21 protein-coding genes are annotated in these 21,396 nt (G+C 61.6%); 13 read left to right on the top strand and 8 right to left on the bottom strand.

The annotated features are described in order from the left end of the window. Positions 1 to 88 precede the first annotated feature (88 nt). The 6 genes from GHK62_RS14740 to GHK62_RS14715 all read left to right on the top strand — a co-directional run bounded on the left by GHK62_RS14740 (position 89) and on the right by GHK62_RS14715 (position 4,466). Positions 89 to 931, top strand: a complete 843-nt coding sequence (locus tag GHK62_RS14740) for a transporter substrate-binding domain-containing protein (RefSeq protein ID WP_153439897.1) — start codon at positions 89 to 91, stop codon at positions 929 to 931. Positions 932 to 996: 65 nt separating this feature from the next. Continuing rightward, complete coding sequence (locus GHK62_RS14735) at positions 997 to 1,659, top strand: amino acid ABC transporter permease (RefSeq protein WP_153439896.1); 663 nt, start codon at positions 997 to 999, stop codon at positions 1,657 to 1,659. Between the two features lie 5 nt (positions 1,660 to 1,664). Then, positions 1,665 to 2,324: an amino acid ABC transporter permease gene (locus GHK62_RS14730; protein WP_153439895.1), complete on the top strand. Its 660-nt coding sequence runs from the start codon at positions 1,665 to 1,667 to the stop codon at positions 2,322 to 2,324. A gap of 13 nt (positions 2,325 to 2,337) precedes the next feature. Further along, positions 2,338 to 3,108 carry an amino acid ABC transporter ATP-binding protein gene (locus tag GHK62_RS14725; RefSeq protein ID WP_153439894.1) on the top strand — a complete coding sequence of 257 codons (771 nt, stop codon included), beginning with the start codon at positions 2,338 to 2,340 and terminating at the stop codon, positions 3,106 to 3,108. A gap of 55 nt (positions 3,109 to 3,163) precedes the next feature. Further along, positions 3,164 to 3,547 carry a RidA family protein gene (locus tag GHK62_RS14720; protein WP_184108602.1) on the top strand — a complete coding sequence of 128 codons (384 nt, stop codon included), beginning with the start codon at positions 3,164 to 3,166 and terminating at the stop codon, positions 3,545 to 3,547. A 97-nt stretch (positions 3,548 to 3,644) separates the two neighbouring features. Then, the gene (locus tag GHK62_RS14715; RefSeq protein ID WP_153439893.1) at positions 3,645 to 4,466 is read left to right on the top strand and encodes an IclR family transcriptional regulator; all 822 of its coding nucleotides are present in this window, start codon (positions 3,645 to 3,647) and stop codon (positions 4,464 to 4,466) included. Positions 4,467 to 4,524: 58 nt separating this feature from the next. Here GHK62_RS14715 and GHK62_RS14710 read toward each other — a convergent pair whose 3' ends face one another. The 6 genes from GHK62_RS14710 to GHK62_RS14685 all read right to left on the bottom strand — a co-directional run bounded on the left by GHK62_RS14710 (position 4,525) and on the right by GHK62_RS14685 (position 10,658). After that, positions 4,525 to 5,601 (bottom strand): ABC transporter ATP-binding protein, encoded by a 1,077-nt coding sequence (locus GHK62_RS14710; protein ID WP_153439892.1) that lies wholly within the window; start codon positions 5,599 to 5,601, stop codon positions 4,525 to 4,527. Further along, positions 5,598 to 6,533 (bottom strand): carbohydrate kinase family protein, encoded by a 936-nt coding sequence (locus GHK62_RS14705; RefSeq protein WP_153439891.1) that lies wholly within the window; start codon positions 6,531 to 6,533, stop codon positions 5,598 to 5,600. Before GHK62_RS14705 ends, GHK62_RS14710 begins: the two co-directional genes overlap by 4 nt. Before the next feature lie 4 nt (positions 6,534 to 6,537). After that, the gene (locus GHK62_RS14700) at positions 6,538 to 7,563 is read right to left on the bottom strand and encodes an SIS domain-containing protein (RefSeq protein WP_167528254.1); all 1,026 of its coding nucleotides are present in this window, start codon (positions 7,561 to 7,563) and stop codon (positions 6,538 to 6,540) included. After that, complete coding sequence (locus GHK62_RS14695; protein WP_153439889.1) at positions 7,560 to 8,405, bottom strand: carbohydrate ABC transporter permease; 846 nt, start codon at positions 8,403 to 8,405, stop codon at positions 7,560 to 7,562. The genes GHK62_RS14700 and GHK62_RS14695 overlap by 4 nt, the downstream gene beginning before the upstream one ends. Next, positions 8,405 to 9,286 (bottom strand): carbohydrate ABC transporter permease, encoded by an 882-nt coding sequence (locus GHK62_RS14690; RefSeq protein ID WP_153439888.1) that lies wholly within the window; start codon positions 9,284 to 9,286, stop codon positions 8,405 to 8,407. The genes GHK62_RS14695 and GHK62_RS14690 overlap by 1 nt, the downstream gene beginning before the upstream one ends. 133 nt (positions 9,287 to 9,419) lie before the next feature. After that, positions 9,420 to 10,658: an extracellular solute-binding protein gene (locus GHK62_RS14685; protein WP_153439887.1), complete on the bottom strand. Its 1,239-nt coding sequence runs from the start codon at positions 10,656 to 10,658 to the stop codon at positions 9,420 to 9,422. A gap of 225 nt (positions 10,659 to 10,883) precedes the next feature. Here GHK62_RS14685 and GHK62_RS14680 point away from each other — a divergent pair, with 225 nt between their 5' ends. The 7 genes from GHK62_RS14680 (at position 10,884) to GHK62_RS14650 (ending at position 18,727) form a co-directional block, all read left to right on the top strand. Next, on the top strand, positions 10,884 to 12,113 hold the full coding sequence (locus GHK62_RS14680; protein ID WP_153439886.1) for an ROK family transcriptional regulator: 1,230 nt from the start codon (positions 10,884 to 10,886) through the stop codon (positions 12,111 to 12,113). Between the two features lie 222 nt (positions 12,114 to 12,335). Further along, positions 12,336 to 13,235 carry a sulfate adenylyltransferase subunit CysD gene (gene cysD / locus GHK62_RS14675; RefSeq protein ID WP_153439885.1) on the top strand — a complete coding sequence of 300 codons (900 nt, stop codon included), beginning with the start codon at positions 12,336 to 12,338 and terminating at the stop codon, positions 13,233 to 13,235. Next, entirely contained in the window at positions 13,235 to 15,136 is a 1,902-nt protein-coding gene (gene nodQ / locus GHK62_RS14670) for a bifunctional sulfate adenylyltransferase/adenylyl-sulfate kinase NodQ (protein ID WP_153439884.1), read from the top strand. The genes cysD and nodQ overlap by 1 nt, the downstream gene beginning before the upstream one ends. Continuing rightward, positions 15,133 to 15,942 (top strand): 3'(2'),5'-bisphosphate nucleotidase CysQ, encoded by an 810-nt coding sequence (cysQ, locus tag GHK62_RS14665; protein WP_153439883.1) that lies wholly within the window; start codon positions 15,133 to 15,135, stop codon positions 15,940 to 15,942. Before nodQ ends, cysQ begins: the two co-directional genes overlap by 4 nt. A gap of 86 nt (positions 15,943 to 16,028) precedes the next feature. Continuing rightward, complete coding sequence (locus GHK62_RS14660; RefSeq protein ID WP_153439882.1) at positions 16,029 to 16,769, top strand: PHP domain-containing protein; 741 nt, start codon at positions 16,029 to 16,031, stop codon at positions 16,767 to 16,769. Further along, a complete protein-coding gene (locus GHK62_RS14655) occupies positions 16,766 to 17,758 on the top strand; it encodes an ATP-grasp domain-containing protein (RefSeq protein WP_153439881.1) in 993 nt (330 codons plus the stop codon). The genes GHK62_RS14660 and GHK62_RS14655 overlap by 4 nt, the downstream gene beginning before the upstream one ends. Before the next feature lie 33 nt (positions 17,759 to 17,791). Beyond that, positions 17,792 to 18,727: an NAD-dependent epimerase/dehydratase family protein gene (locus tag GHK62_RS14650; RefSeq protein ID WP_153439880.1), complete on the top strand. Its 936-nt coding sequence runs from the start codon at positions 17,792 to 17,794 to the stop codon at positions 18,725 to 18,727. Positions 18,728 to 18,863: 136 nt separating this feature from the next. On the opposite strand, the gene GHK62_RS14645 is transcribed toward GHK62_RS14650, so the two are convergent. After that, entirely contained in the window at positions 18,864 to 20,027 is a 1,164-nt protein-coding gene (locus tag GHK62_RS14645) for a calcium-binding protein (RefSeq protein ID WP_153439879.1), read from the bottom strand. 261 nt (positions 20,028 to 20,288) lie between these two features. Continuing rightward, entirely contained in the window at positions 20,289 to 21,371 is a 1,083-nt protein-coding gene (locus tag GHK62_RS14640) for a glycosyltransferase (protein WP_153440042.1), read from the bottom strand. Positions 21,372 to 21,396: the final 25 nt, after the last annotated feature.

Here is a 21,396-nt window from a genome sequence, read left to right as displayed (position 1 = left end):
TTTGATAGGTCAATCCGGTATTCAGGACGCATGTCCATTATATTGGATAACAGAAAATCACCGGGAACTGACAAAGGGGAGATCTCCGATGATCAAGACATTTCATGCGACTGCGGGCCTCATAATCGCCACACTGGCAGCGGCGCCGGCCTTCGCGCAGCAGCCGACAAGCAAACTCGACGAAGTGCTTGCGCGCGGCCATCTGGTGCTCGGAACCGGCAGCACGAATGCGCCTTGGCACTTCAAAAGCGCCGACGACAAGCTGCAGGGCTTCGACGTCGATATGGGCCGCATTATCGCCAAGGCGCTGTTCGGGGATCCGGAGAAGATCGAATTCGTCAATCAGTCGTCCGATGCCCGTATTCCGAACATCACCACCAACAAGGTCGACATCACCTGCCAATTCATGACGGTCACGGGCGAGCGCGCCCAGCAGATCGCCTTCACCATTCCTTATTATCGCGAAGGCGTGGGCCTGATGCTGAAGGCGGACGGCAAGTATGCCGACTACAAGGCGCTCAAGGAGGCTGGTTCCTCGGTCACGATTTCGGTGCTGCAGAACGTCTATGCCGAGGATATGGTCCACGCCGCCCTGCCGGAGGCAACGGTCGATCAGTATGAATCTGTTGACCTGATCTATCAGGCGCTTGAATCGGGACGTGCCGATGCTGCCGCCACCGACCAGTCCTCGCTTGCCTGGTACATGACCCAGAACCCGGAGCGCTATAAGGATGCCGGTTATGGCTGGAATCCGCAGACCTACGCCTGTGGCGTCAAGCGCGGCGACCAAGACTGGTTGAACTTCGTCAACACGGCATTGCACGAGGCGATGACAGGCGTCGAATTCGACTTCTATGCCAAGTCGTTCAAGACCTGGTTCGGCAAGGATCTGACCACGCCGCAGATCGGTTTCCCGGTCGAATACAAATGAACCCTTCGCCGAGGCGGCCCCAGCGGGGCTGCCTCTCGCCCTGCTTTCAATAATGGCTGGCGCGCATGACTTACTCACTGAATTTCGCGGCCGTCTGGCGCTCGTTCGACCTTCTTCTGGAAGGACTTGCGCTCAGTCTCGGCCTCGCCTTCGCGGCAATCCTTGCCGGTTGCGTCATCGGATTGATTGCGGCTTTCGGGCTCGTTTCCAAGACTGTCGCGTTGCGCAAACCTGCCGGACTCTATGTCACGATCATCCGTAACACGCCGATCCTCGTCCTCGTTCTTTTCAGCTATTTCGCTCTTCCGGAACTTGGTGTCCGCCTCGGCAAGATCGAAAGCTTTGTGTTGACGCTGGCGATCTACTCCGGCGCCTATCTTGCCGAGGTGTTCCGTGGGGGCCTCATCGCCGTGCCGCCCGGCCAGCGCGAGGCGGGCCTTGCGATTGGGCTGACGGAGATGCAGATCCGCACCTCGATCATCATCCCCCTGATGCTGCGCAACGTCCTGCCGTCGCTTGGCAGCACCATGATCTCGCTTTTCAAGGACACCTCGCTCGCTGCGGCAATCGCCGTACCGGAACTCACGTTCGAGGCACGCAAGATCAATGTCGAGACCTTTCGGGTCATCGAGACCTGGATCGTGGCGAGCTGCCTCTATGTCGCAACCTGTTCGCTCCTTGCCGCGCTGATGCGTGTCGTCGAGCGGCGTCTGGCCGTTCCGAGGTGACCATCATGGATTTCGCATTTCTCGATCAACTCTGGCTTGCCCGGCTGCCGCTCATCAAGGGGCTCGGCGTGTCGATTTCCATATCCTTCCTGTCGATCGCGGTCGGCACTGTGCTCGGCATTTTCGTCGGGCTGGCGCTGACCTATGGCTACAAGCCGATGCAATGGCTGGTGCGCGGCTATACCGACTTCATCCGCGGCACGCCGGTCCTGGTACTGGTGCTGGCGAGCTATTACGTGCTGAGCACCGTCGGCGTTGAACTCGGACCGTTCCAGGCGGGCATCCTTGCGCTCGCCGTCTTCTGCAGTTCGCATGTTGGCGAGCTGGTGCGCGGTGCATTGCAGTCGATTCCCAAGGGACAGACGGAGGCTGCAAAAGCGATCGGGCTCACGTTCTCGCAGACCTTCGCTTATGTGCTTGGGCCCCAGGCATTGCGCCAGGCGCTGCCTGCCTGGGTCAATACGGCAGCCGAGATGGTCAAGGCGTCGACGCTGCTCTCGATCATCGGCGTCGGCGAATTGCTGCTGCGTACGCAGGAGCTAATCTCTCGCACTTTCATGAGCCTCGAATTCTATTTTTTCGCGGGCTTTCTCTATTTTGTCATCAACTACAGCATCGAGCGCTTCGGTCGCTATGTCGAGCGCAAGACCGCTGTTCCGTCGTGAGGCTTCGCATCCGATGACCAACAATCTTCTTGAAATCCGCGATCTTCACAAGCGCTACGGCACGGTTGAAGTACTGAAGGGCGTCGACTGCACCATGCGGCAGGGTGAGGTGATCAGCATCATCGGCTCGAGCGGCTCCGGCAAAACGACAATGCTTCGCTGCATCAACATGCTGGAGGAGTTCCAGGGCGGGACGATCAGCATCGACGGCGAGGAAATCGGCTATGAGATGGTGAACGGCGTCCGCCGCCGCAAGCGGGAAAAGGATATCGCACGCCAACGCGCACTCACCGGTATGGCCTTTCAACAGTTCAACCTTTTCCCGCATATGACTGCCGCCGGCAACGTCGCGCTCGGCCTGGTCAAGGTCAAGAGGATGAGCCGTGACGAGGCGAAGGCGATCGCGGAGAAGTGGCTTGACCGCGTCGGGCTGCTATCGCGCAAGGATCATTATCCTGGTCAGCTTTCCGGCGGCCAGCAGCAGCGCGTAGCAATCGCTCGCGCCATCGCGATGAACCCGAAGCTGATGCTCTTCGACGAGGTCACTTCGGCGCTGGACCCTGAATTGGTCAACGAAGTGCTGCAAGTGATCAAGGGGCTCGCCGAGGACGGGATGAGCATGCTCCTCGTCACCCATGAGATGCGCTTCGCCTACGAGGTTTCGTCGCGGGTAATCTTCATGAATCAGGGCCGCATCGGCGAAGAAGGCAATCCGCGCGAGATGTTCCTGAAACCGAAGACCGAGCGCCTGACAGATTTTCTGAAAACTTCATCGTTCAACTGAAGGGCCGGTTCAACCGGAGACCGATAATCGAAATGCAGAATTGGAGTGAAGTGCTGTGACGATTAAGCGTTATGGAACGGGCGAAACCGGTGCGGGAAAGCAGGCTTTGCCATTTGCACGCGCCGTCGAGGCAGACGGTTGGCTATACGTCTCGGGACAGGTCGCCATTGAGGCCGGCGAGATCATCGACGGCGGCATCATTGCCGAAAGCCGCAAGGCGATCGAAAACATGATCGCGATCCTGCATGAGGCGGGCTACGGCGTTGAAGACGTCGTGCGTGTCGGCGTCTGGCTCGATGACCCGCGCGACTTCTGGAGCTTTAATGGGATCTACGCGCAATACTTCGGTGAGAACCCGCCGGCACGCGCCTGCGTACAGTCACGCATGATGGTCGACTGCAAGGTCGAAGTTGACTGCGTCGCCTACAAGGCTAAATGAGGTGAACTTGGCGTCGGGTTTGCGGAGCGGGTGAAGTGAGTGCGGATTTCTGCCCGCATGGTTTTCACTCGCGCTCCGGGACCGCAGGAGAATGGCTATGGCTGATGCGGTAGATACGGTCAACCGGAGGGCACGGGGTCTCGACCGGGCATTCGAAATCCTCGACTTTTTGCGCCTGCAACGCCAGCCCCTGCGCCCGAACGAAATCGCCCAGGGTATCGGCGCCCCGCGCTCTTCCGTCTACGAGCTCGTCAACCTGCTGATCCGGCAGGGCGTAATCGAGTATCGGGGCGAAGATGGCCGTGTCTTTCTCGGGCGCAAGCTCTATTTCCTCGGTGCGGCCTACGCCGAGCAATTCGATCTTATGCGCGAGTGCGAACATCTGTTGGCGAGGATCGCCGAGGAGACGCGGGAGACCGCGCAGATGTGCCAACTGGAAGGCAACAAATATGCCGTCGTTCTGATGAACGAGGGAAGCCGCCCCTTCCGCATCTCCACCAATATCGGCGAGCCGGTCGCCATTCCGTGGACCGCGTCTGGTCGTCTGCTGGTCGACCACATGAGCGACGAGCAGATACTGGATTTCATTCCGGCCGAAGATTTCGTGCTGCCGACGGGCAAGCGCCTCGATCCATCCGATTTCATCGGCCAGGTCCGGGAAGCCAAGAAGGACGGCTATTTCACCTTCAACAGCATCGTCGACAGCTTTACCCATTGCTTTGCCGTGCCGGTGTACGACGCTGAAGGAATTTGCATCGCGACGCTCTGCCTCGTCGCTCCCAAGGAAGACGGCTTGCGCAATCGTGATGCTTATCTTCGCGTATTGATTGGTGCGGCGGCGGAACTTTCCGAGAAGCTTGGCTATAGCCAGGACGGACCGCCGGTTCGGACAGCAGCCCGGGCAGCCACCGGCTATTAAAGTCCAGGTTCGTTGCAGACCGCCATTATTGCCGACGGTCTCGACGGTTCTCACGCCGTCAGCAACGAGCGCCCGTTTCGGGATCGAAGAGATGCAGCGCCGCCTCATCGAAGGAGAAGAGTTGCTGTGACCCGGCGCCAAAACGCGTGCGCGGCGGAAGGCAGGCGGTGATCGTCTGTTCGCCGAGCTTTGCCGTCGTGACCAGCTCCGGTCCCGTCAGTTCCATGACCTCGACGTGCGCCTTGATGTGGACGCCCGGCGCGTCGGCGCTTGCGAGCCGCAGCGCCTCCGGCCGTATGCCGATCTTGACGCGCCGGCCCGCCGCCGCGGCACTTCTGAGAACTGCGGGCAGCGGAAGCGTCTCCTCGGAGCCGCTTATCTTCAGAGCCTTGTCAGCCACTTCCGCGTCGAGAATGTTCATCGGCGGCGAACCGACGAAACCGGCGACGTAGAGCGATGCCGGCCGGTCGTAGATTTCCTCCGGCGTGCCGAGTTGTTCGATGCGGCCGTCGCGCATGACGGCAATGCGGGTCGCAAGCGTCATCGCCTCGATCTGGTCGTGGGTCACGTAGACGATGGTCGTCTTCAGCATCTGATGCAGCCGCTTCAGTTCGGTGCGCATCTCCATGCGCAGCTTTGCGTCGAGGTTCGACAGCGGCTCGTCGAAAAGAAAGACCTGCGGATTGCGCACTAGCGCCCGCCCGATTGCAACGCGCTGGCGCTGGCCGCCGGAAAGCTGGCTCGGCTTGCGGTCGAGAAGATTTTCGATCTGAAGAAGCCGTGCCGTCTCGCGCACCGCCGTTTCGCGCTCGGCCGCCGGCACCTTGCGCATCTCAAGGCCGAAGCCGATGTTGCGGGCGACGCTCAAGTTCGGATAGAGCGCGTAGGACTGGAACACCATGGCGATGTCCCTGTCCTTTGGATGCAGGCCCAGGATCGAGCGTTCGCCGATGCGGATGTCGCCGCGGCTTGGCTCCGCAAGCCCGGCGATGATGTTCAGGAGGGTGGACTTGCCGCAGCCGGAGGAGCCGAGGAGCACCAGGAACTCGCCGCTTTCAAGCGCGATGTCGATGCCTTTCAGCGTCTCCACCTCGCCGTAGCGCTTGTGGATGTCGCGGATTTCGAGTGCGCTCATTTCCTGGTCTCCTCAAGGAAGGCCGAAAGGGGGTTGCCATAGCTGCGCGGCAGCGTGGAGATCGCCTCGGAGGCGACGGTGACGCCGACCCTCAGGCAGGTTTCGAGCGGCAAATCGGCGGCAAGCGCGGCCAGGAAGCCGGCATTGAAGACATCGCCGGCGCCGATCGTGTCGACGACGTCGACACGAGGCGCGGGAACCGAATATTCCGCGCCGGTCTTGTCGAGGGCAAGCGCACCATGGGCCCCCCGCTTGACGACGACGATCGCTTCGGACGGCATCTCTGCCTTCAGCTGACGGGCGGCCTCGCGGGGGTCAGTCTCGCCGGTCAGCGTGGTTGTCTCGACCTCGTTGAAGAGCGCGCAATGGCAGCGCTTCAGCCAGTCGAGGGTCTTGCGCTTGTTCGCCTCGGTCCAGCCGTCGAGCGGCCAGCCAGTGTCGAGCGCGACCGCAATGTCATGTGCATCCGCCCAGTCAAATAATTCGTCATAGGCGTGCGTCAGGGCGTCGGTCAGGAACGAGCCCGCAAGCAGCGCAAAGCCGTCGCGAAGGCGCTCGCCGTCCAGCATCGTGCGAACTTCGTCGAAGCTGAAGAGCGGCAGGTGGCCGCGCGTGGTGAAGAATGTGCGCTCGCCGTCCGGGTGGGTGATCCCGACCGATAGCGTCGTGCCCACTGTTTCGACCGGCCATTCCCGCGCGCGCACGCCGAAGGCCTCCTTCAGCCAGGTGCCGAACTGGTCATTGCCGACATTCGCGGCAATCGCGTAGTCGACGCCGAGCGAGTCCCAGGCAAGCGCGCTGTTGCCGGCGCAGCCGCCGACGCGCAGCTCGTCATGATCGACGATGATTTCCGTGCCGGCCTTCGGCCACGGCTCGGCCGGACCGAGGATCAGGTCGATGTTGACGTTGCCGATGGCTGCAAGCGGGCGCATGGCGTCATTCGCTCCGGGTGATCTTGGTGGAGCGCACTGGGGTGCCGGCATTGTCGACGCGCGCATCCGCGAAGGCGAGCATCAGCGACTGTGCGACGGGCAGGATGGCGAAAACGGCCGCCAGACCTGCGGCGCGCTCGAAACGGATGGTCACGACTCCTTCGACCGGCGCTTCGCCGGAAGCATCGAAGACGATCACGGGAGAGCCCGCTTCTGCAGCGGAAGTCGCCATCGCGGCCACGAGACCTGCCGTCGGGTCGCTGGCGCGGAAGAGTACGACCCCGACAGGCGGGCCGAGCATTTCCATCGGGCCGTGGCGAAGCTGTCCGCCTTCTAGCGAGAAGCAGGGAAGGCGCGACAGCTCGGTAAGTCCGAGCGCGATCGCCTCGGCAAGGCCCTGCAACCTGCGGCCAGAGGTGACCACCGCGCGCGCGCCGGCGAGTGCGGCAAGCGCTTCGTCGATCGCCGGGGCTTCCGGCTCGCGAAGTGCGTGAAGCGCGCCGGCCGGATCCTCGCCGAGGGCGGCCAGGACTGAAAGATGCAGCGCGAAACTGATCGTCAGGCTGCGGGTCGCGGCAAACGCCTGCTCCGTGCCGCCGGCGCCGATGAGCGATGGCGCGGTGCGCGCCAGAAAGGAATTGCCTTCCAGCGTCAGTCCGAACGTATCGGCCGCGCCGCCATTGGTCTCCTTGAACCAGCGCAGCACCTCGGCGCTTTCGCCCGATTGCGAGGTGATGAGAATGGTCTTCCCCTCGATTGGCAACGGCTGGCCGAGCTGTTCGGAAAGCGGGATTGCCACGGCTTCGATGCCGAGTGCCCGATAGAGCGGCTCGACGGCGCGCCCGACCGCATGCGAGCCGCCCATGCCCAGGAGCAGGAGGCGGCCTGTCGATCTCAGCGACCCGGCAATTTTCCGCGCCAGAGCAGCCGACTGTTCATAGGAGGCGATGGCATCGGCATGCTGGCGCGCCATTTCCTTGTCGATCGCGATGAGCCCGGCGGGCCTTTGCTTGGAAGCCTTCATGATCATCCTTTGACGCCGCCGCTGGTGAGCCCGGAAATCAGGGCCCGTTGCATGACAAGACCGATCAGCACCGGGGGCAGGGCGGCAAGCACACCGGCGGTGGCGATCAATCCGTAGTCGGAGACATGGCCGCCGGCGAGGTCCGCTATGGCGACAGTCAGCGTCTTGGCGCGCAGGTCGGAGGTGAAGAGCAGCGCGTAGAAGAATTCGTCCCAGGCGAGCAGGAAGGCAAAGAGCGCGGAGGTCGCCATCACCGGGGCGGCAAGCGGAAGGGTCAGCAGCCGCAGGATCTGGTCGAGCCGTGCGCCGTCGATCATCGCGGCGCTTTCAATCTCCCTCGGTATCGAATCGAAGCCCGATTTCAAGAGCCAGGTGGTGAAGGGTGCGAGGATGGTGAGATAGACGAGCGCCAATCCGAACACCGAGTTGAGCAGGCCGAAATAGGCAAGCCCCATATAGAGCGGCACCGCGAGCGCGACGGGCGGCAACATATAGGTGGCGATCACCGCATAGAGTGACCAGGAGACCGTGGCCGTGCGCGACACCGCCCAGGCGGCGGGAATGGCGACGGTAACCGCGGCGAGTGTCGCCATGCCGGCGACCTTCAGGCTGTTGAGCAGCGAGGCGACGAAGGCGGCGCCGGCGCTGTTCTCGATCGTCGACAGCAGGGCGCGGTAGCGCGAAAGATCGATCTCGTCCGGCCACCAGTTGAGCGGCTTGGCGGCAAGGTCGGCGGCCGACGAGATGCTCATGACGAAGAGCCAGGCGAGTGGCGCCAGGATGACGATCGTAAGCAGCAGCGCGCTCAGATAGACGAAGGCGGTGAAGAGCCGGTTCTGGCGTTCCATCACGATGCTCCCGCCGCCTTGCGAAGCAGCGCCGCATAGGCAACCGCGAGAATGGTCACGAGCAGCGTGACGATGAGCGCGAGCGATGCGCCGGAACCCGCCCGTTGGAAGGAGAAGGCCTCCTGATAGACGAGGATCGAGAGCGTGCGCGTGCTGTTTGCCGGTCCGCCGCGCGTCATCACCCAGATGATGTCGAAGACCTTGAAGGCCTCGATCGTGCGCAGCACCAGCGCCACCAGCAGCGGGCCTGCGAGATAGGGCATGATCACGTAGCGAAAGCGATTGAGCGGGCCCGCGCCGTCGACAAGTGCAGCCGCAGCGATGTCGCGGGGGACCGCCTGAAGTGCAGCGAGCGCGATCAGCGCCACCAGCGGAAAATTCTTCCAGCAATCGGCGACGATCAGCGCCGCCAATGCCAGACCTGGCTCGCCGAGCCACGAGCGATAGCTGTCGAGAAGGCCGAGCTGCGTGAGCGCCGCATTGAGGGCGCCGTATTCCGGATTGTAAATCAACCGCCAGAGCGTGGCGTTGACCACCGTCGGCAGCGCCCAAGGCAGGATCATCAAGGCTCTGAGCGCCGTGCGTCCGCGAAATTGCTGGTTGAGCAGGAGCGCGGCGAGCACGCCCAGCACCATTTCGGCGGCGACGGACACGACCGCAAACCATGTGGTTGTGATCAGCGCCCGCTGGAAGTTCGACCCGCCGACCATTTTTGCGTAGTTGTCGAGGCCGACGAAACCGCCAGCAGTGCCGACGAGTTTCGCATCGGTGAAGGAGAGCCGCACCGTATCGACCAATGGCCAGCCGATGACGGCGATCATGACCACGAGCAGCGGCAGCATCAGGAGCCACGCGCGTGTTGTTATCCAGGTACCGGGCATCGGATGAAGACCCTTGCGGCCGTCAGGGCCGTTTCATGCGATTCATATGTTTCGGTTGTGCCGAGGGCTTCCAGGAGGCCGCAGGTGTAGGTCACGTTCCGAGCGACCGGCCCGGAACGTGACGCTGGCCTTCTCAGAGGCCGCTGTTCTCGGCAGCCGTCTTCAAGGCGTCTTCGGCGGAAGTCTGGCCGAGCAGCGCCTCCTGGATTGCCTGTTGCAGGGCAGTCGAAAGCTCCTGATACTTCGGCGTCGTCGGCCGCGGATACATGGCCGCGAGGCCAAGCTTGGCCGCCGCGATCAGCTCTTCCTGGCCTTTCGTCACGCTGGCGTCCTCGTAGGACGAGGCCCAGATCGGCAGGCTGAGCTTCGCATACGCGTTCTGCGTCGGCTGCGAGGTCATGTGGACGATGTATTTCCATGCCTCTTCCGGATGCTGGCTGGTCGAGGTGATGCCGAGGCCCATCGAACCGTTGACGGCCGAAACCTCGCTCTTGCCGGCGACGCCCGGAGCCGGCACGACGCCGACCTTGCCGGCCACCTTGCTTTCCTTGGGATCGTTGGCAAGGCTGTACATATAGGTCCAGTTGAGCGCGAAGGCGGCCTCGCCGTTCTGGAACACCTTGCGCACATCCTCCTCAAGGAATTCCTTGGAGTTCGGATTTGTGAGCCCGGAGGTGTAGCTCGTCACCATGTAGTTCAGCGCATCGAGACCGCCGCCGGTGGTAAAGGCGGGCTTGCCGCCGTCGATGAACTTGCCGCCATAGGCGCTGACCAGCGTCGTGTAATCGCAGATCGCGGCTTCGGCTTGCGACCAGCTCCAGGCGATCGGTGTTGCGAGCAGTCCCTTGTCCTTGATCGTCTTTGCCTGTTCGGCAAGCTCGTCCCAGGTCTTCGGTGGTGCGGTGATGCCGGCCTTTTCCAGGATCTCCTTGTTGTAGAAGAGATATTTGGTGTCGAGGATCCACGGCATGCCATAGCGCTTGCCATCATATTCGACCGTGGTCCAGGCGCCCGGCAGGACGCCTTTCTTCATCTCGTCGGTGATGCGGTCGGTGACATCGACGAGCACCTTGTTGGTGGCGTATTCGGCCGGCCAGATGACATCAAAGAGAACGACGTCGTAACCGCCGCCGGAGCCCTGCGCCAGCACGGTCTTGTCATGCAGCCCTTCATAGGGGACGAATTCGAGGTTGACCTTTATATCCGGATTCGCCTTGGTGAAGGCCTCCGTCATGGCGCGGACATCGGCCTCGCTATAGGCGGCCTGAGCCATGAATAGCGCGTTCAGCGTCGTTTCCGCATAGGCCTGGTCGCTGAAGGATATTCCGACAAGGGCGGCGCCAAGCAATGCGTTGCGCGTGGATTTCAACATTGTTGCCTCCATAACCGATCTTTCAGCTCCGGGCGCTCATCGGCGCGCCGGATGCGGTGAACCCCGCCGCGAACGCGGCGGCCGTCGACAAATCAATCGGAGCGTTTGCGGCAGCATAGCACCGCCGCCTTCGTTCCCCCGAGGTTTCTTGCGACCTCCTATTAAGTCAATTGTCTTGACTTATTTCTTCGCCAATATTCTAACAGTGTCAAGCGGGATTTGTGGATGAACGAGATGCGCTCCATCCGGGCCAAGAGCGGGACCAATCAGGAGGGGACCAGCGCGCACAATCGCCGCGTGATGATCGATGCCTTGCGGTTGAATGGGCAATTGTCGCGCGCCGATCTGGCGCGGGCGACGGCGCTTACCAAGCAGACCGTTTCAAACATCATCGAGGAGCTCGAAAGCGACGGCCTGGTTACGTCCCTCGCCGCCGTGCGCAGGGGCCGGGGGCAGCCGTCAACGCCCTATCGTCTGGTCCCCGAAGGCGCCTTCGCGATCGGCCTGCAGATCGACCGGCACGTCACGCGTACGATCGCGGTCGATCTGGTCGGCACCGTGCTCGCGCGGGGCGAGGCGAACCTGCCTGCCGGTGGCCCGGAGACGGGAGTTAAGACCATCCTGGATTTGATCGCCAGGACCCGTCGTGACCTGGCGGCGATCGCGCCTGAATCCGAGGATCGCTTCGTCGGCCTCGGCGTGGCGATGCCCGGGCCGTTCGGCATCGATGCGGACGCTGACGATCCCTGGATGATGGCGGCCTGGCAGAATTTCCCTCTCCTGGAAACACTGTCAGTTGGCACCGGTCTTGACGTGCGCTTGCAGAACGATGCAGCCGCGGCCGCGACGGCCGAGAAGATGGTTGGCGCGGCGCACGGGGTCGATCAGGCGATCTGCATCTATCTTGGCTATGGCCTCGGGGCCGGGCTGATCCTCAACGGCGAGCTCTATCGCGGCGCCAACGGCAATGCCGGCGAGATCGGCATGATCTTGAGCCAGCCGCGCGCGGCTTCCGGCATTGAGCGTGCCCCGCTCGAACACCGCGCTTCGATTGCATCGCTCAGCAAGATCCTTGGTCTCGATCCCGCCGATCCCGATCTTTATTGCCGGATCGACGAGAGCGCCGGCGCACCGGACGCACGCGTCACCGCATGGGTCGGCGACGTGTCCTTCGAGCTGCGGGCGGCTGTTCAGGCGCTGGAGAGCATTTTTGATCCGCAAACCATCATCCTGTGTGGCGGCATGCCGCCGGGCCTCGCCCGCCTGCTGATCGAGGCCATCCATCCGTTGCTGCCTTCGATCGCCGAGCATCGCGCACGCAACATGCCGCGCCTGCAACTGGGCTTTACGGATCCCTGGGCGGTGGCCATCGGTGCCGCTGCCGAGCCGATCAGCCGGACTTTCGATCCTCGTTTTTCCGCGATCCTGAAGACACGCACGGCGGGTGCGGTCTGACTGGAACAGGACGAGGCCGACGTCTCGCACCCGCCTCGCGAAGAGCAGGATTGCTATTATTACTTGAAATAATAGCAATATGGCGCTTAAATGCCGCCTAGTCGGCGGGACAATGTTTATCTGCTGGACTCATTATTTGGTCGCGCCTGCAAACCCGTGGCGGCGGCAACTTTTTTATCGCATACAAGAATTTATATTATTTAAAATCAGAGGGATTGCGACATGTCTCTTCCCCATCTTCGGCGGCTTGAAGCCGAAGCAATTCATGTTATTCGAGAAGTCGTTGCAACGTTTTCCAACCCGGTCGTGCTTTACTCCATTGGCAAGGACTCATCGGTCTTGCTGCACTTGGCGATGAAGGCGTTCTATCCGGCCAAGCCGCCCTTTCCCTTTCTCCATGTGGACACCAAATGGAAGTTCCGGGAGATGATCGAGTTTCGCGACCGGATGGCACGCGAGCTTGGGTTCAACCTTCTGGTGCATGTCAATCAGGACGGGATCGATCAGGGCATTGGGCCGTTCACGCACGGATCCAATATCCATACCCACGTCATGAAGACGATGGCGCTCAGGCAGGCGCTGGAGAAATACGGGTTCGACGCGGCGCTCGCAGGAGCACGGCGCGACGAGGAGAAGTCGCGGGCCAAGGAGCGCATCTTCTCCATCCGCAGCGCCCAGCACGGCTGGGACCCCAAGCGCCAGCGCCCCGAGATGTGGAAGACCTACAACACGCGGGTCGGCCAGGGCGAGACGATGCGGGTCTTCCCGCTTTCCAATTGGACCGAGTTCGACATCTGGCAGTATATCCTGCGCGAGAACATACCGATCGTGCCGCTCTATTTCGCAGCCCGGCGGCCGGTGGTGAAGCGCGACGGCATGCTGATCATGGTGGATGATCACCGCATGCCGATCCAGCCCGACGAGGCGGTCGAGGAGCGCCTAGTGCGTTTCCGCACGCTTGGCTGCTATCCACTGACCGGGGCGGTTGAATCCGAGGCTGCCACGCTTCCGGACATATTGCGGGAAATGCTGACGGTTCGCACGTCCGAACGGCAGAGTCGCCTGATCGACACGGACGAGGTCGGGGCGATGGAGAAAAAGAAGCGGGAGGGGTACTTCTGATGTCGTATCTTCAAACCATGCCGCCGCATGACATCGAGGCGCATCTGGCCGAGCACGACAACAAGTCGATCCTGAGATTCATCACCTGCGGCTCTGTCGACGACGGCAAGTCGACCCTGATCGGACGCTTGCTTTACGATGCGAAGCTGATCTTCGAGGATCAGTTGGCAAATCTCGGCCGCGTGGGCAGTCCAGGCGCCGCCAACGGGAAGGAGATCGATCTGGCCCTGCTTCTCGATGGGCTCGAGGCCGAACGTGAACAGGGCATCACAATTGATGTCGCCTACCGCTATTTCGCCACGTCGAAGCGCAAGTTCATCGTCGCCGATACGCCCGGCCACGAGGAATATACGCGCAACATGGTGACCGGCGCTTCGACCGCGGATCTCGCCATCATCCTGATCGACAGCCGCCAGGGTATTCTGCAGCAGACGCGGCGCCATTCATATATCGCCTCGCTGCTCGGCATCCGGCATGTCGTGCTGGCGGTCAACAAGATCGACCTGGTCGATTTCCGCCAGCAGGTATTCGACGAGATCGTCGAAGACTACCTGGTCTTTGCCAAGGAACTCGGCTTTGCCAGTATCCGGCCGATCCCAATTTCCGCCCGTTACGGCGACAATGTCATCTCGGCTTCCGCGAACACGCCCTGGTACAAGGGGCCGGCTCTGCTTGATTATCTGGAGACGGTTGAACTCGACCCGACCGATCGGGAGAAGCCGTTCCGTTTCCCGGTCCAAATGGTCATGCGGCCGAATGCGGATTTCCGCGGCTATGCCGGACAGGTTGCGTCCGGCAGGATCTCGGTCGGCGATCCGGTGGTCGTCGCGAAATCCGGGCAACGCTCATCGGTCAAGGCGATCGTCACCTATGACGGCAACCTCAAGACGGCGGGGGAGGGCGAGGCTGTAACGCTCATGCTTTCGGACGAAGTCGACGCCTCGCGCGGCAACATGCTCGTCGCCCCCGGCTCGCGACCATTCGTGGCGGACCAGTTCCAGGCGCATGTTATCTGGTTCGACGCCAATGCGATGATGCCCGGGCGCAGCTATATCCTCAGGACCGAGACCGACAGCGTCAGCGCGACGGTCACGACGCTCAAGCACCAGGTCAACATCAACAGCTTCATCCGCGAGGCGGCGAAGTCGCTGCAGATGAACGAAGTGGGCGTGTGCAACATCTCGACGCAGACGCCGATCGCCTTCGATGCCTACAAGGACAACCGGTCGACAGGCAATTTCATCTTTGTCGACCGGGTGACGAACGCAACCGTCGGCGCCGGGATGATCGACTTCCCGCTGCGCCGCGCCGACAACGTTCATTGGCATGCGCTCGAGGTGAACAAGGGCGCGCGCAGCGCGATGAAGAACCAGCGCCCTGCCGTGCTTTGGTTCACCGGCCTTTCGGGCTCCGGCAAGTCGACGATCGCGAACACGCTGGACCGGATCCTGCATGCGCGCGGCAAGCACACCTATCTGCTCGACGGCGACAACGTGCGCCACGGGCTCAATCGGGACCTCGGCTTTACCGAGGAGGATCGCGTCGAGAACATTCGTCGCGTGGCCGAGGTCGCCAAACTCATGGCCGATGCCGGCCTGATCGTGCTCGTCTCCTTCATTTCTCCGTTCCGCGACGAACGCCGCATGGCGCGAGAACTGATGGACGAGCGCGAGTTCATCGAGATATTCGTCGATACCCCGCTCGATGAGTGTGCGCGGCGCGATCCGAAAGGGCTCTACGAGAAGGCACTCGCCGGCAAGATCGCGAACTTCACCGGCGTGTCCTCGCCCTATGAGGCCCCGGAGAATCCGGAATTGCATCTGCGGACGGTCGGCCATGAGCCGATCGATCTGGCGCTTGAGATCGAGGAATTCCTCGACCGGCTGATGGAGGACAAATGACGCCCCTTTGCGAAGTGCTTGAACGCATTGCGCTCGACGCCGGAGCGGCGATTCTCGATGTTTATGACGCCGGCCCCAATGTTTCCTACAAGGACGACCAGTCGCCCGTCACCGAGGCGGACGAACGAGCCGAAGCCATCATCCTCGACAGGCTGGCGGCCGCCTTTCCGCACACTCCCGTCGTTGCCGAAGAGGCGGTGGCGTCGGGTCGCGTTCCCGACATCAGCAGCGGCTGCTTCTTTCTGGTCGACCCGCTCGACGGGACGAAGGAGTTCATCAACCGACGCAACGACTTCACCGTCAACATCGCTCTCATCGAGGGGAATGTGCCGATCGCGGGCATAGTCTATGCGCCTGCGCAGCGCTGCGCCTATGTCGCCGATGCTGGCCGGGCGCAAAAGCTTCTCCTTTGCCAAGATTGGAAGGTCGAGCAGAGGCAGGCGATCCGGGTGCGGACGCGCGGCGCCGCGCTGACAGCCGTTGCCAGCCGCTCGCACGGAAGTTTCGAGACCGAGGCGTTCCTAGCCGGTCACGGCGTGACCGACTTTGCGTCGGTCGGGTCTTCGCTGAAGTTCTGCCTGCTCGCCGAAGGCAAGGCCGACGTCTATCCGCGTTTTGGCCGAACGATGGAGTGGGACACGGCGGCCGGCGATGCGGTGCTGAAGGCCGCGGGCGGATCGGTGGTGCGGTTGGATGGCTCGCGCCTGCTCTATGGCAAGACGAGGCAGGACAGCGATAGCGACTTTGCAAACCCGCATTTCATCGCCTGGGCGGACATGTCCACCGCTCCGCCTGTCCAATGCTGAAGGCACGTGGTCTCCCGCGCATTTGGCCGCAGAATCGACAGTTTGGTACGTCTACCGGGAGTATTTGGCGAAGGGCACGGTAAAGCATGGACGGGCAAGGGAAAACGCGCATCGGCAAGCCTGTGTTCTGTCGTTTTCGGGATCTCAGCCGAGAGCACTTGAATGTCGAGCTGCAGGTCCACACCAGCTGGACCGATGGGCAGGCGACGGCGCTTGAGATCCTGCAAACGGCCAAGCAGCGCGGTCTCGCTGAGCTTGCCTTCACGGAGCACGTCCGAGAAGACACCTCGTGGTTTCCTGACTTCAAGGCCGAGATTCTCTCCGCTGCGCGCCGGTTCGATGATTTGCGCGTCTATGTCGGCTGTGAAACGAAAGCCATCGACGACAATGGCCGGCTGGATGTGTCGCAGTCCGTGCTTGACGCGTGCGACATCGTTCTCGGCGTCGTTCACCGATTCCCGGACGGCCACGGCGGTTATCTGGATTTCAAACAACTGTCATTCGATGAGACGTCCGAAATCGAATTCCGGCTGTCGATGGGAATGATCGCAAGTGCGCCGATCGACGTGCTTGGTCACCCGGGTGGCATGAGCCTGAGGCGGCATGGCCGGTTTCCGGAGTCATATTTTCGCGCGTTGATGACGGCGACGCTCGAGCGGGGGATCGCGATCGAGATCAACTCCTCGTATCTCGTCGATATGCCGGCATTTCTGGCCTTGTGCGAAGAGGTCAACCCGTTTGTTTCGATCGGTTCTGATGCGCACAAGTTGAGCGAATTGGGCCGCTGCAGGGATCAGCTCATTGAACTGGGGGTAGGGCGATCATGAAGGTGTTCATCACGGGTGCAGGCGCCCTCCTTGGGCAAGGCATCATTCGCGCCTTGCGGCGTTCGACCCTGAAGGCGACGATAATCGTCGGCGACCCGAGCCCGCTCTCGGCCGGCCTGTACTGGGGCGATGTCGCCTACCTCGTCCCGATGGCGAAGGACCCTGAATATCTCGACAGGCTGGGCGAGCTGCTGCGTGCCGAGCGGCCCGACATCCTCATCCCCGGGACCGATGTGGAGCTGCCAATCCTTGCAGCGAACCGCGAGATGATCGAGAGGGCCTACGGAACCAAGGTGATCATCAGTTCGCCGCATGTGGTCTCGATCGCGAACGACAAATGGCTCACCTCCGAGTTCCTCCGGGAGCGGAGACTGGGGTTCGTTCCTTCGTGTTTGCCGGGTGATGAGGAGACGCTGATCGAACGGTGCGGCTTTCCGCTCGTCGTCAAGCCCCGGGTCGGCGCCAGGTCGATCGGCTTCAGCGTCGTGCGCAACCGGGAGCAGTTGAGGCAAGCCATAGCCGAGCAGCCCGACATCGTTATCCAGAAATATGTCGGCTCGGACGCGACCGAGTATACCGCCGGCACGCTGACCTTCGATGGAAAATGCCGCGCGACAATCGTCATGCGAAGAGACCTTCGGGATGGCAACACCTACAGGGCCTTTGCCGAGCCCTTTCCGGCCTTGAACAAGGCAATGGCAGAGGCAGCCGACGCTCTTGGCGCCTATGGTCCGGCGAACTTTCAGTTTCGTCTGGACGATGGCGTTCCCCGCGTTTTCGAGATCAATGCGCGGTTTTCAGGCACCACGGCAGTCCGGATCCATGCAGGGTTCAACGAGGTGGAGATGTCGATCCGGCATATCCTTTTTGGCGAGCCAGTCGAGCAGCCGGACATCATGCCTGTGACGATTTTGCGGCACTGGTCGGAGACCGTCGTGAGACCCGGCGAATTGATCACGGCCACCGGGCGGCTGCAGGAAGAAGTCTAGGCGGCCAGCACGGGAAGGCGAGGTTCGACACAGATGCAGCTCGTTGTTACCGGCGCGACAGGGTTTATCGCTTCGAGACTGATCGGTCAGGCACTTTCAAAAGGGTACCAGGTCATCGCCCTTGCACGCGACCCGGATCGTGTGACGTGGAGAAAAAGCTCTCGTTTGCAGATCGAAAAATGGGCGATTGGTGACCCATTGCCGGCGGTGACGCAAGCGGACGCGGTTTTCCATCTTGCCGCTTATATTCCAGCCGATTTCGGCGATCCGCGTCAGGCCGCGAGATGCTTCGAGGTCAACACCAACGGTGCCTTGCGGCTCGCGATGGATGCCGCCTCGCAGGGCGTGAAGCGGTTTGTTTTTTTCGGATCGGGACAGGTTTACACGCCCGCTTCCGAGTCGGCGTCGGAGACAAGCGCCGCCTTTCCCGTGTATCGCGCCAGTTATTACCTGGCGAGCAAGCTCTCGGCGGAAATTTGCCTGCTGGCTTTCGGAACGGCAAACACCATGCCGGTAACGGTGCTTCGCCTCGCATCCGTTTATGGTCCCGGTATGCATGGCTCGGGGATGATACCGACGTTCATCCGCACGCTCGGGAGTGGGCGCCCTGTGGCCATACGGGATGGGGGACGATATCGCGTCGATCTTGTCTACGTCGACGACGTCATCTCGCTTGCTCTGGCGGCGGTCGAGAAGGAACAGGCGGGGATATTTAATGCGGGCAGCGGCCAGGCCTGCAGGTCGCTGGAAGCGGCGGAAATCATCGCCGACGCGCTTGGAGCGGACCCGGATCTCGTCAACGTTGAAGGCGCGAGGTCGGATGAGACCATGATGGGTTTTGCTGCTTTGAACGTGGCAAAGGCGGTCGACCAGTTAGGATACATCCCGCGCTCTTTCCGCCAAGGCATTGAAGCATGGAAAGCAGAGACAGGATTTTCGGACTTCCAGAGCGCCAGCAGTCAAGAATAGTGCTCCGCTCGAAGCTGAGGCGAGGACCGGGTGAGGCCCTGAACGGCGAACGGGAAGTCGCCGTGTGGCGACTTCCCGTTCAAGCGTACCGCTTTTCCGAATTTTCCTGTTGTTCAGAGCTTCCTGCCGATCTGCATCAGGCGAAGAGGAAGTCGCTTCTCGAAAAATTGGCGGCGCTGAGGGTGCCGTTGGGGTCGTCCACGAGAATCGAAAACGCGTGACCGGCAGAGTCGTGACCCTTTATCAGCACGTCGCCGCCGGAGGTGTCGTAGGCATACACGGTCCCATTGGCGCCGGAGCTGGAATACTGGGTAACCCCGAGTTTTTCGATAACCAGGAAATCGACGCCATCCTGGAAATCCATGACGGTGTCTTGGCCACTAAGCGCCGGCGTCGCCTTGAAGACGAAGCGGTCGGAATCCGCTCCGCCCCATAGGATATCGCTTCCAGCTTCGCCAAGGAGAACGTCGCTCCCCGCATCGCCGCGAACCGTGTCGTTGCCATCACCACCAAAAACGGTGTCGTTGCCGATGCCACCGTCGAGGGCGTCGTCCCCGGCTTCGCCCGAGATGGCATCATTGCCGGCGTCCCCGTACGCGAGATCGTTCCCGGCGCCGACCTCGATCCTGTCAGCGCCGGCTCCGCCATGGGCCTCGTCTATGCCGGTTTCCGAGTCGAGAATGTCATTCCCGTCCCCGCCGTCCAGGTAGTTGTTCCCATCGCCACCATCAACGATGTCATCGCCGATGCCGCCATCGACCCGGTCATTGCCGGACTGGCCTTTGAGAACGTCGTTGCCCTCTTCACCGTAGATCTTGTCATTGCCGGCGCCGCCGCCGACCGCCTGCTGCGTGACCTTTCCGGTCGCCGGATTTACGCGATTGTTGAACCCGTCATTTCCTGAGCCGGCGTAGATGATATCATCACCCTCGCCCGCATCGATGTATTCCTCGCCTGCGCCGCCAAAGATCTTGTCGTGTCCGCGGCCGCCAAGGATTTGGTCATGGCCGTCGCCGCCATCCAGGATGTCGCTGCCATCGCCGCCGTCAAAGATGTCGTTTCCTAGTCCGCCCTTGAGTGTGTCGTTACCCAAGCCGCCGGCAAAGCGATCGTTTCCGTCGTCACCCTCGGCATAGTCGTCGCCGTCGCCGCCGACAATGTAATCGTTACCAAGGCCGCCGAAGATCTTGTCGTTGCCTGCTCCGCCGTCGAGATAGTCATCGCCGGCATAGCCCCAAAGCTCGTCGTCGCTGAGAGCGCCGCGGATCGTGTCGGACAGACTGGTTCCTTTAAAAATCATCATCATCTCCTAGCTGTTGCAGGAGGGCCGATAATTTGAGAATGGGGCGCAAAAGTGATCCCAGCCTCAAAGACGCCCATCGACGCAGAAGACGCAGTATTTTACAGTGGAAAAGTTAATGATACTACTTATCTTAGAATATTTCAACGCTCCTCAACTGCGCTCAAGACGGGAAAAGCGAACATCATTTCTTTAAGATTCAGCAATTTTACCGGGAAATGCAATGAATCGATGGACGATGATTGCATGCGAGAGTCTGCTTTAATGCATTAGAAACTCTGCATATTTTTCCCTGATCGCATTGATCGCATACTCGTTTTCGACCCGCTCTCGGGCGGTGCGCGCATAGCGGGCATATTCGGTCGGCGAGAGGTCAAGGATTTCGCGGATCGCCTTGGCGAGTGCCTCGGGGTTGCGTGCAGGTACGGCAATGCCGGCCTTTCCCGCGACGGCGGCGGCATCGCCGACGTCCGTCGTGACGATCGGCTTGGCATAGCTCATCGCTTCTGCAATCACGTTGGGAAAACCCTCGGTCCTCGAAGACAGCACCAAGGCGTCGATGCTGCGGTAGTAGGAAGGCATGTCGGAGATCTCACCCTTGAGATCGACGGCATGTTCCGGCAAACCCGCTTCCGCCATCAGGTCGACGACAGCGCGGTTGTCGCGGGAAACCCCATTGCCCGCCGCAGAAAAGAGTGCGTGCGGATGCGTGTCGCGAACAGCGGCCACGGCTTTGAAGAATGTGCCGTGATCCTTCTGCGGATGAAATCGACCGACGATGCCGATCCGGCGGGCGGTTGTCGCCTCTGGGGGACCGATCCGCGGCAACTCGAAGCCGTTCGGAATGACAACCATGTTCCGGTTTACATAGCCGTAAGCCCGATGTAGCTCCAGGGCGCGCGTGCTGTTGTAGATGATGCCGGCCGGTTGGTTCGACAGCAGCTTTGCGCCCGCAATTGCGAGGCGTGAACTGCGCGTAAGCGAAGCGGGATCATCCAGGGACTGGCGAATGTTCCAGTAAACCGGTGCTTCACACCTGGCCATGCGCGCGGCGATCATGCCGGCGATCATCGCGTGGTACATCCAGCACAGGATTGCGTCAGGCCGCTCCTTGCGGATGAGTTGCGCGAGCCTGAGGACTGCGCCCGGAAGGGCGGCGAGGGAGCCGGCCGCCAGCGGCACATAGATAACTCTCGGATTGTTGGCGAGATTGCGATTGCGATCCGACACGCCGATGAGCGAAACGACGATGATGCGCTCGTCGGTCGCACCGCGCAGGAGACGCGCCAGCATGGTCTCGGCGCCGGCGCTGGCGGTGAAGTTGGTAATGACATGCATCATCATCGCGGCGGCTCTGTGTTCGGCGATG

The organism is Sinorhizobium terangae, assembly GCF_009601505.1.
Lineage (GTDB): Bacteria > Pseudomonadota > Alphaproteobacteria > Rhizobiales > Rhizobiaceae > Sinorhizobium > Sinorhizobium terangae.
The sequence above is the reverse complement of the archived record's forward strand: the minus strand, read 5'-3'. Positions and strand labels throughout refer to the sequence as shown.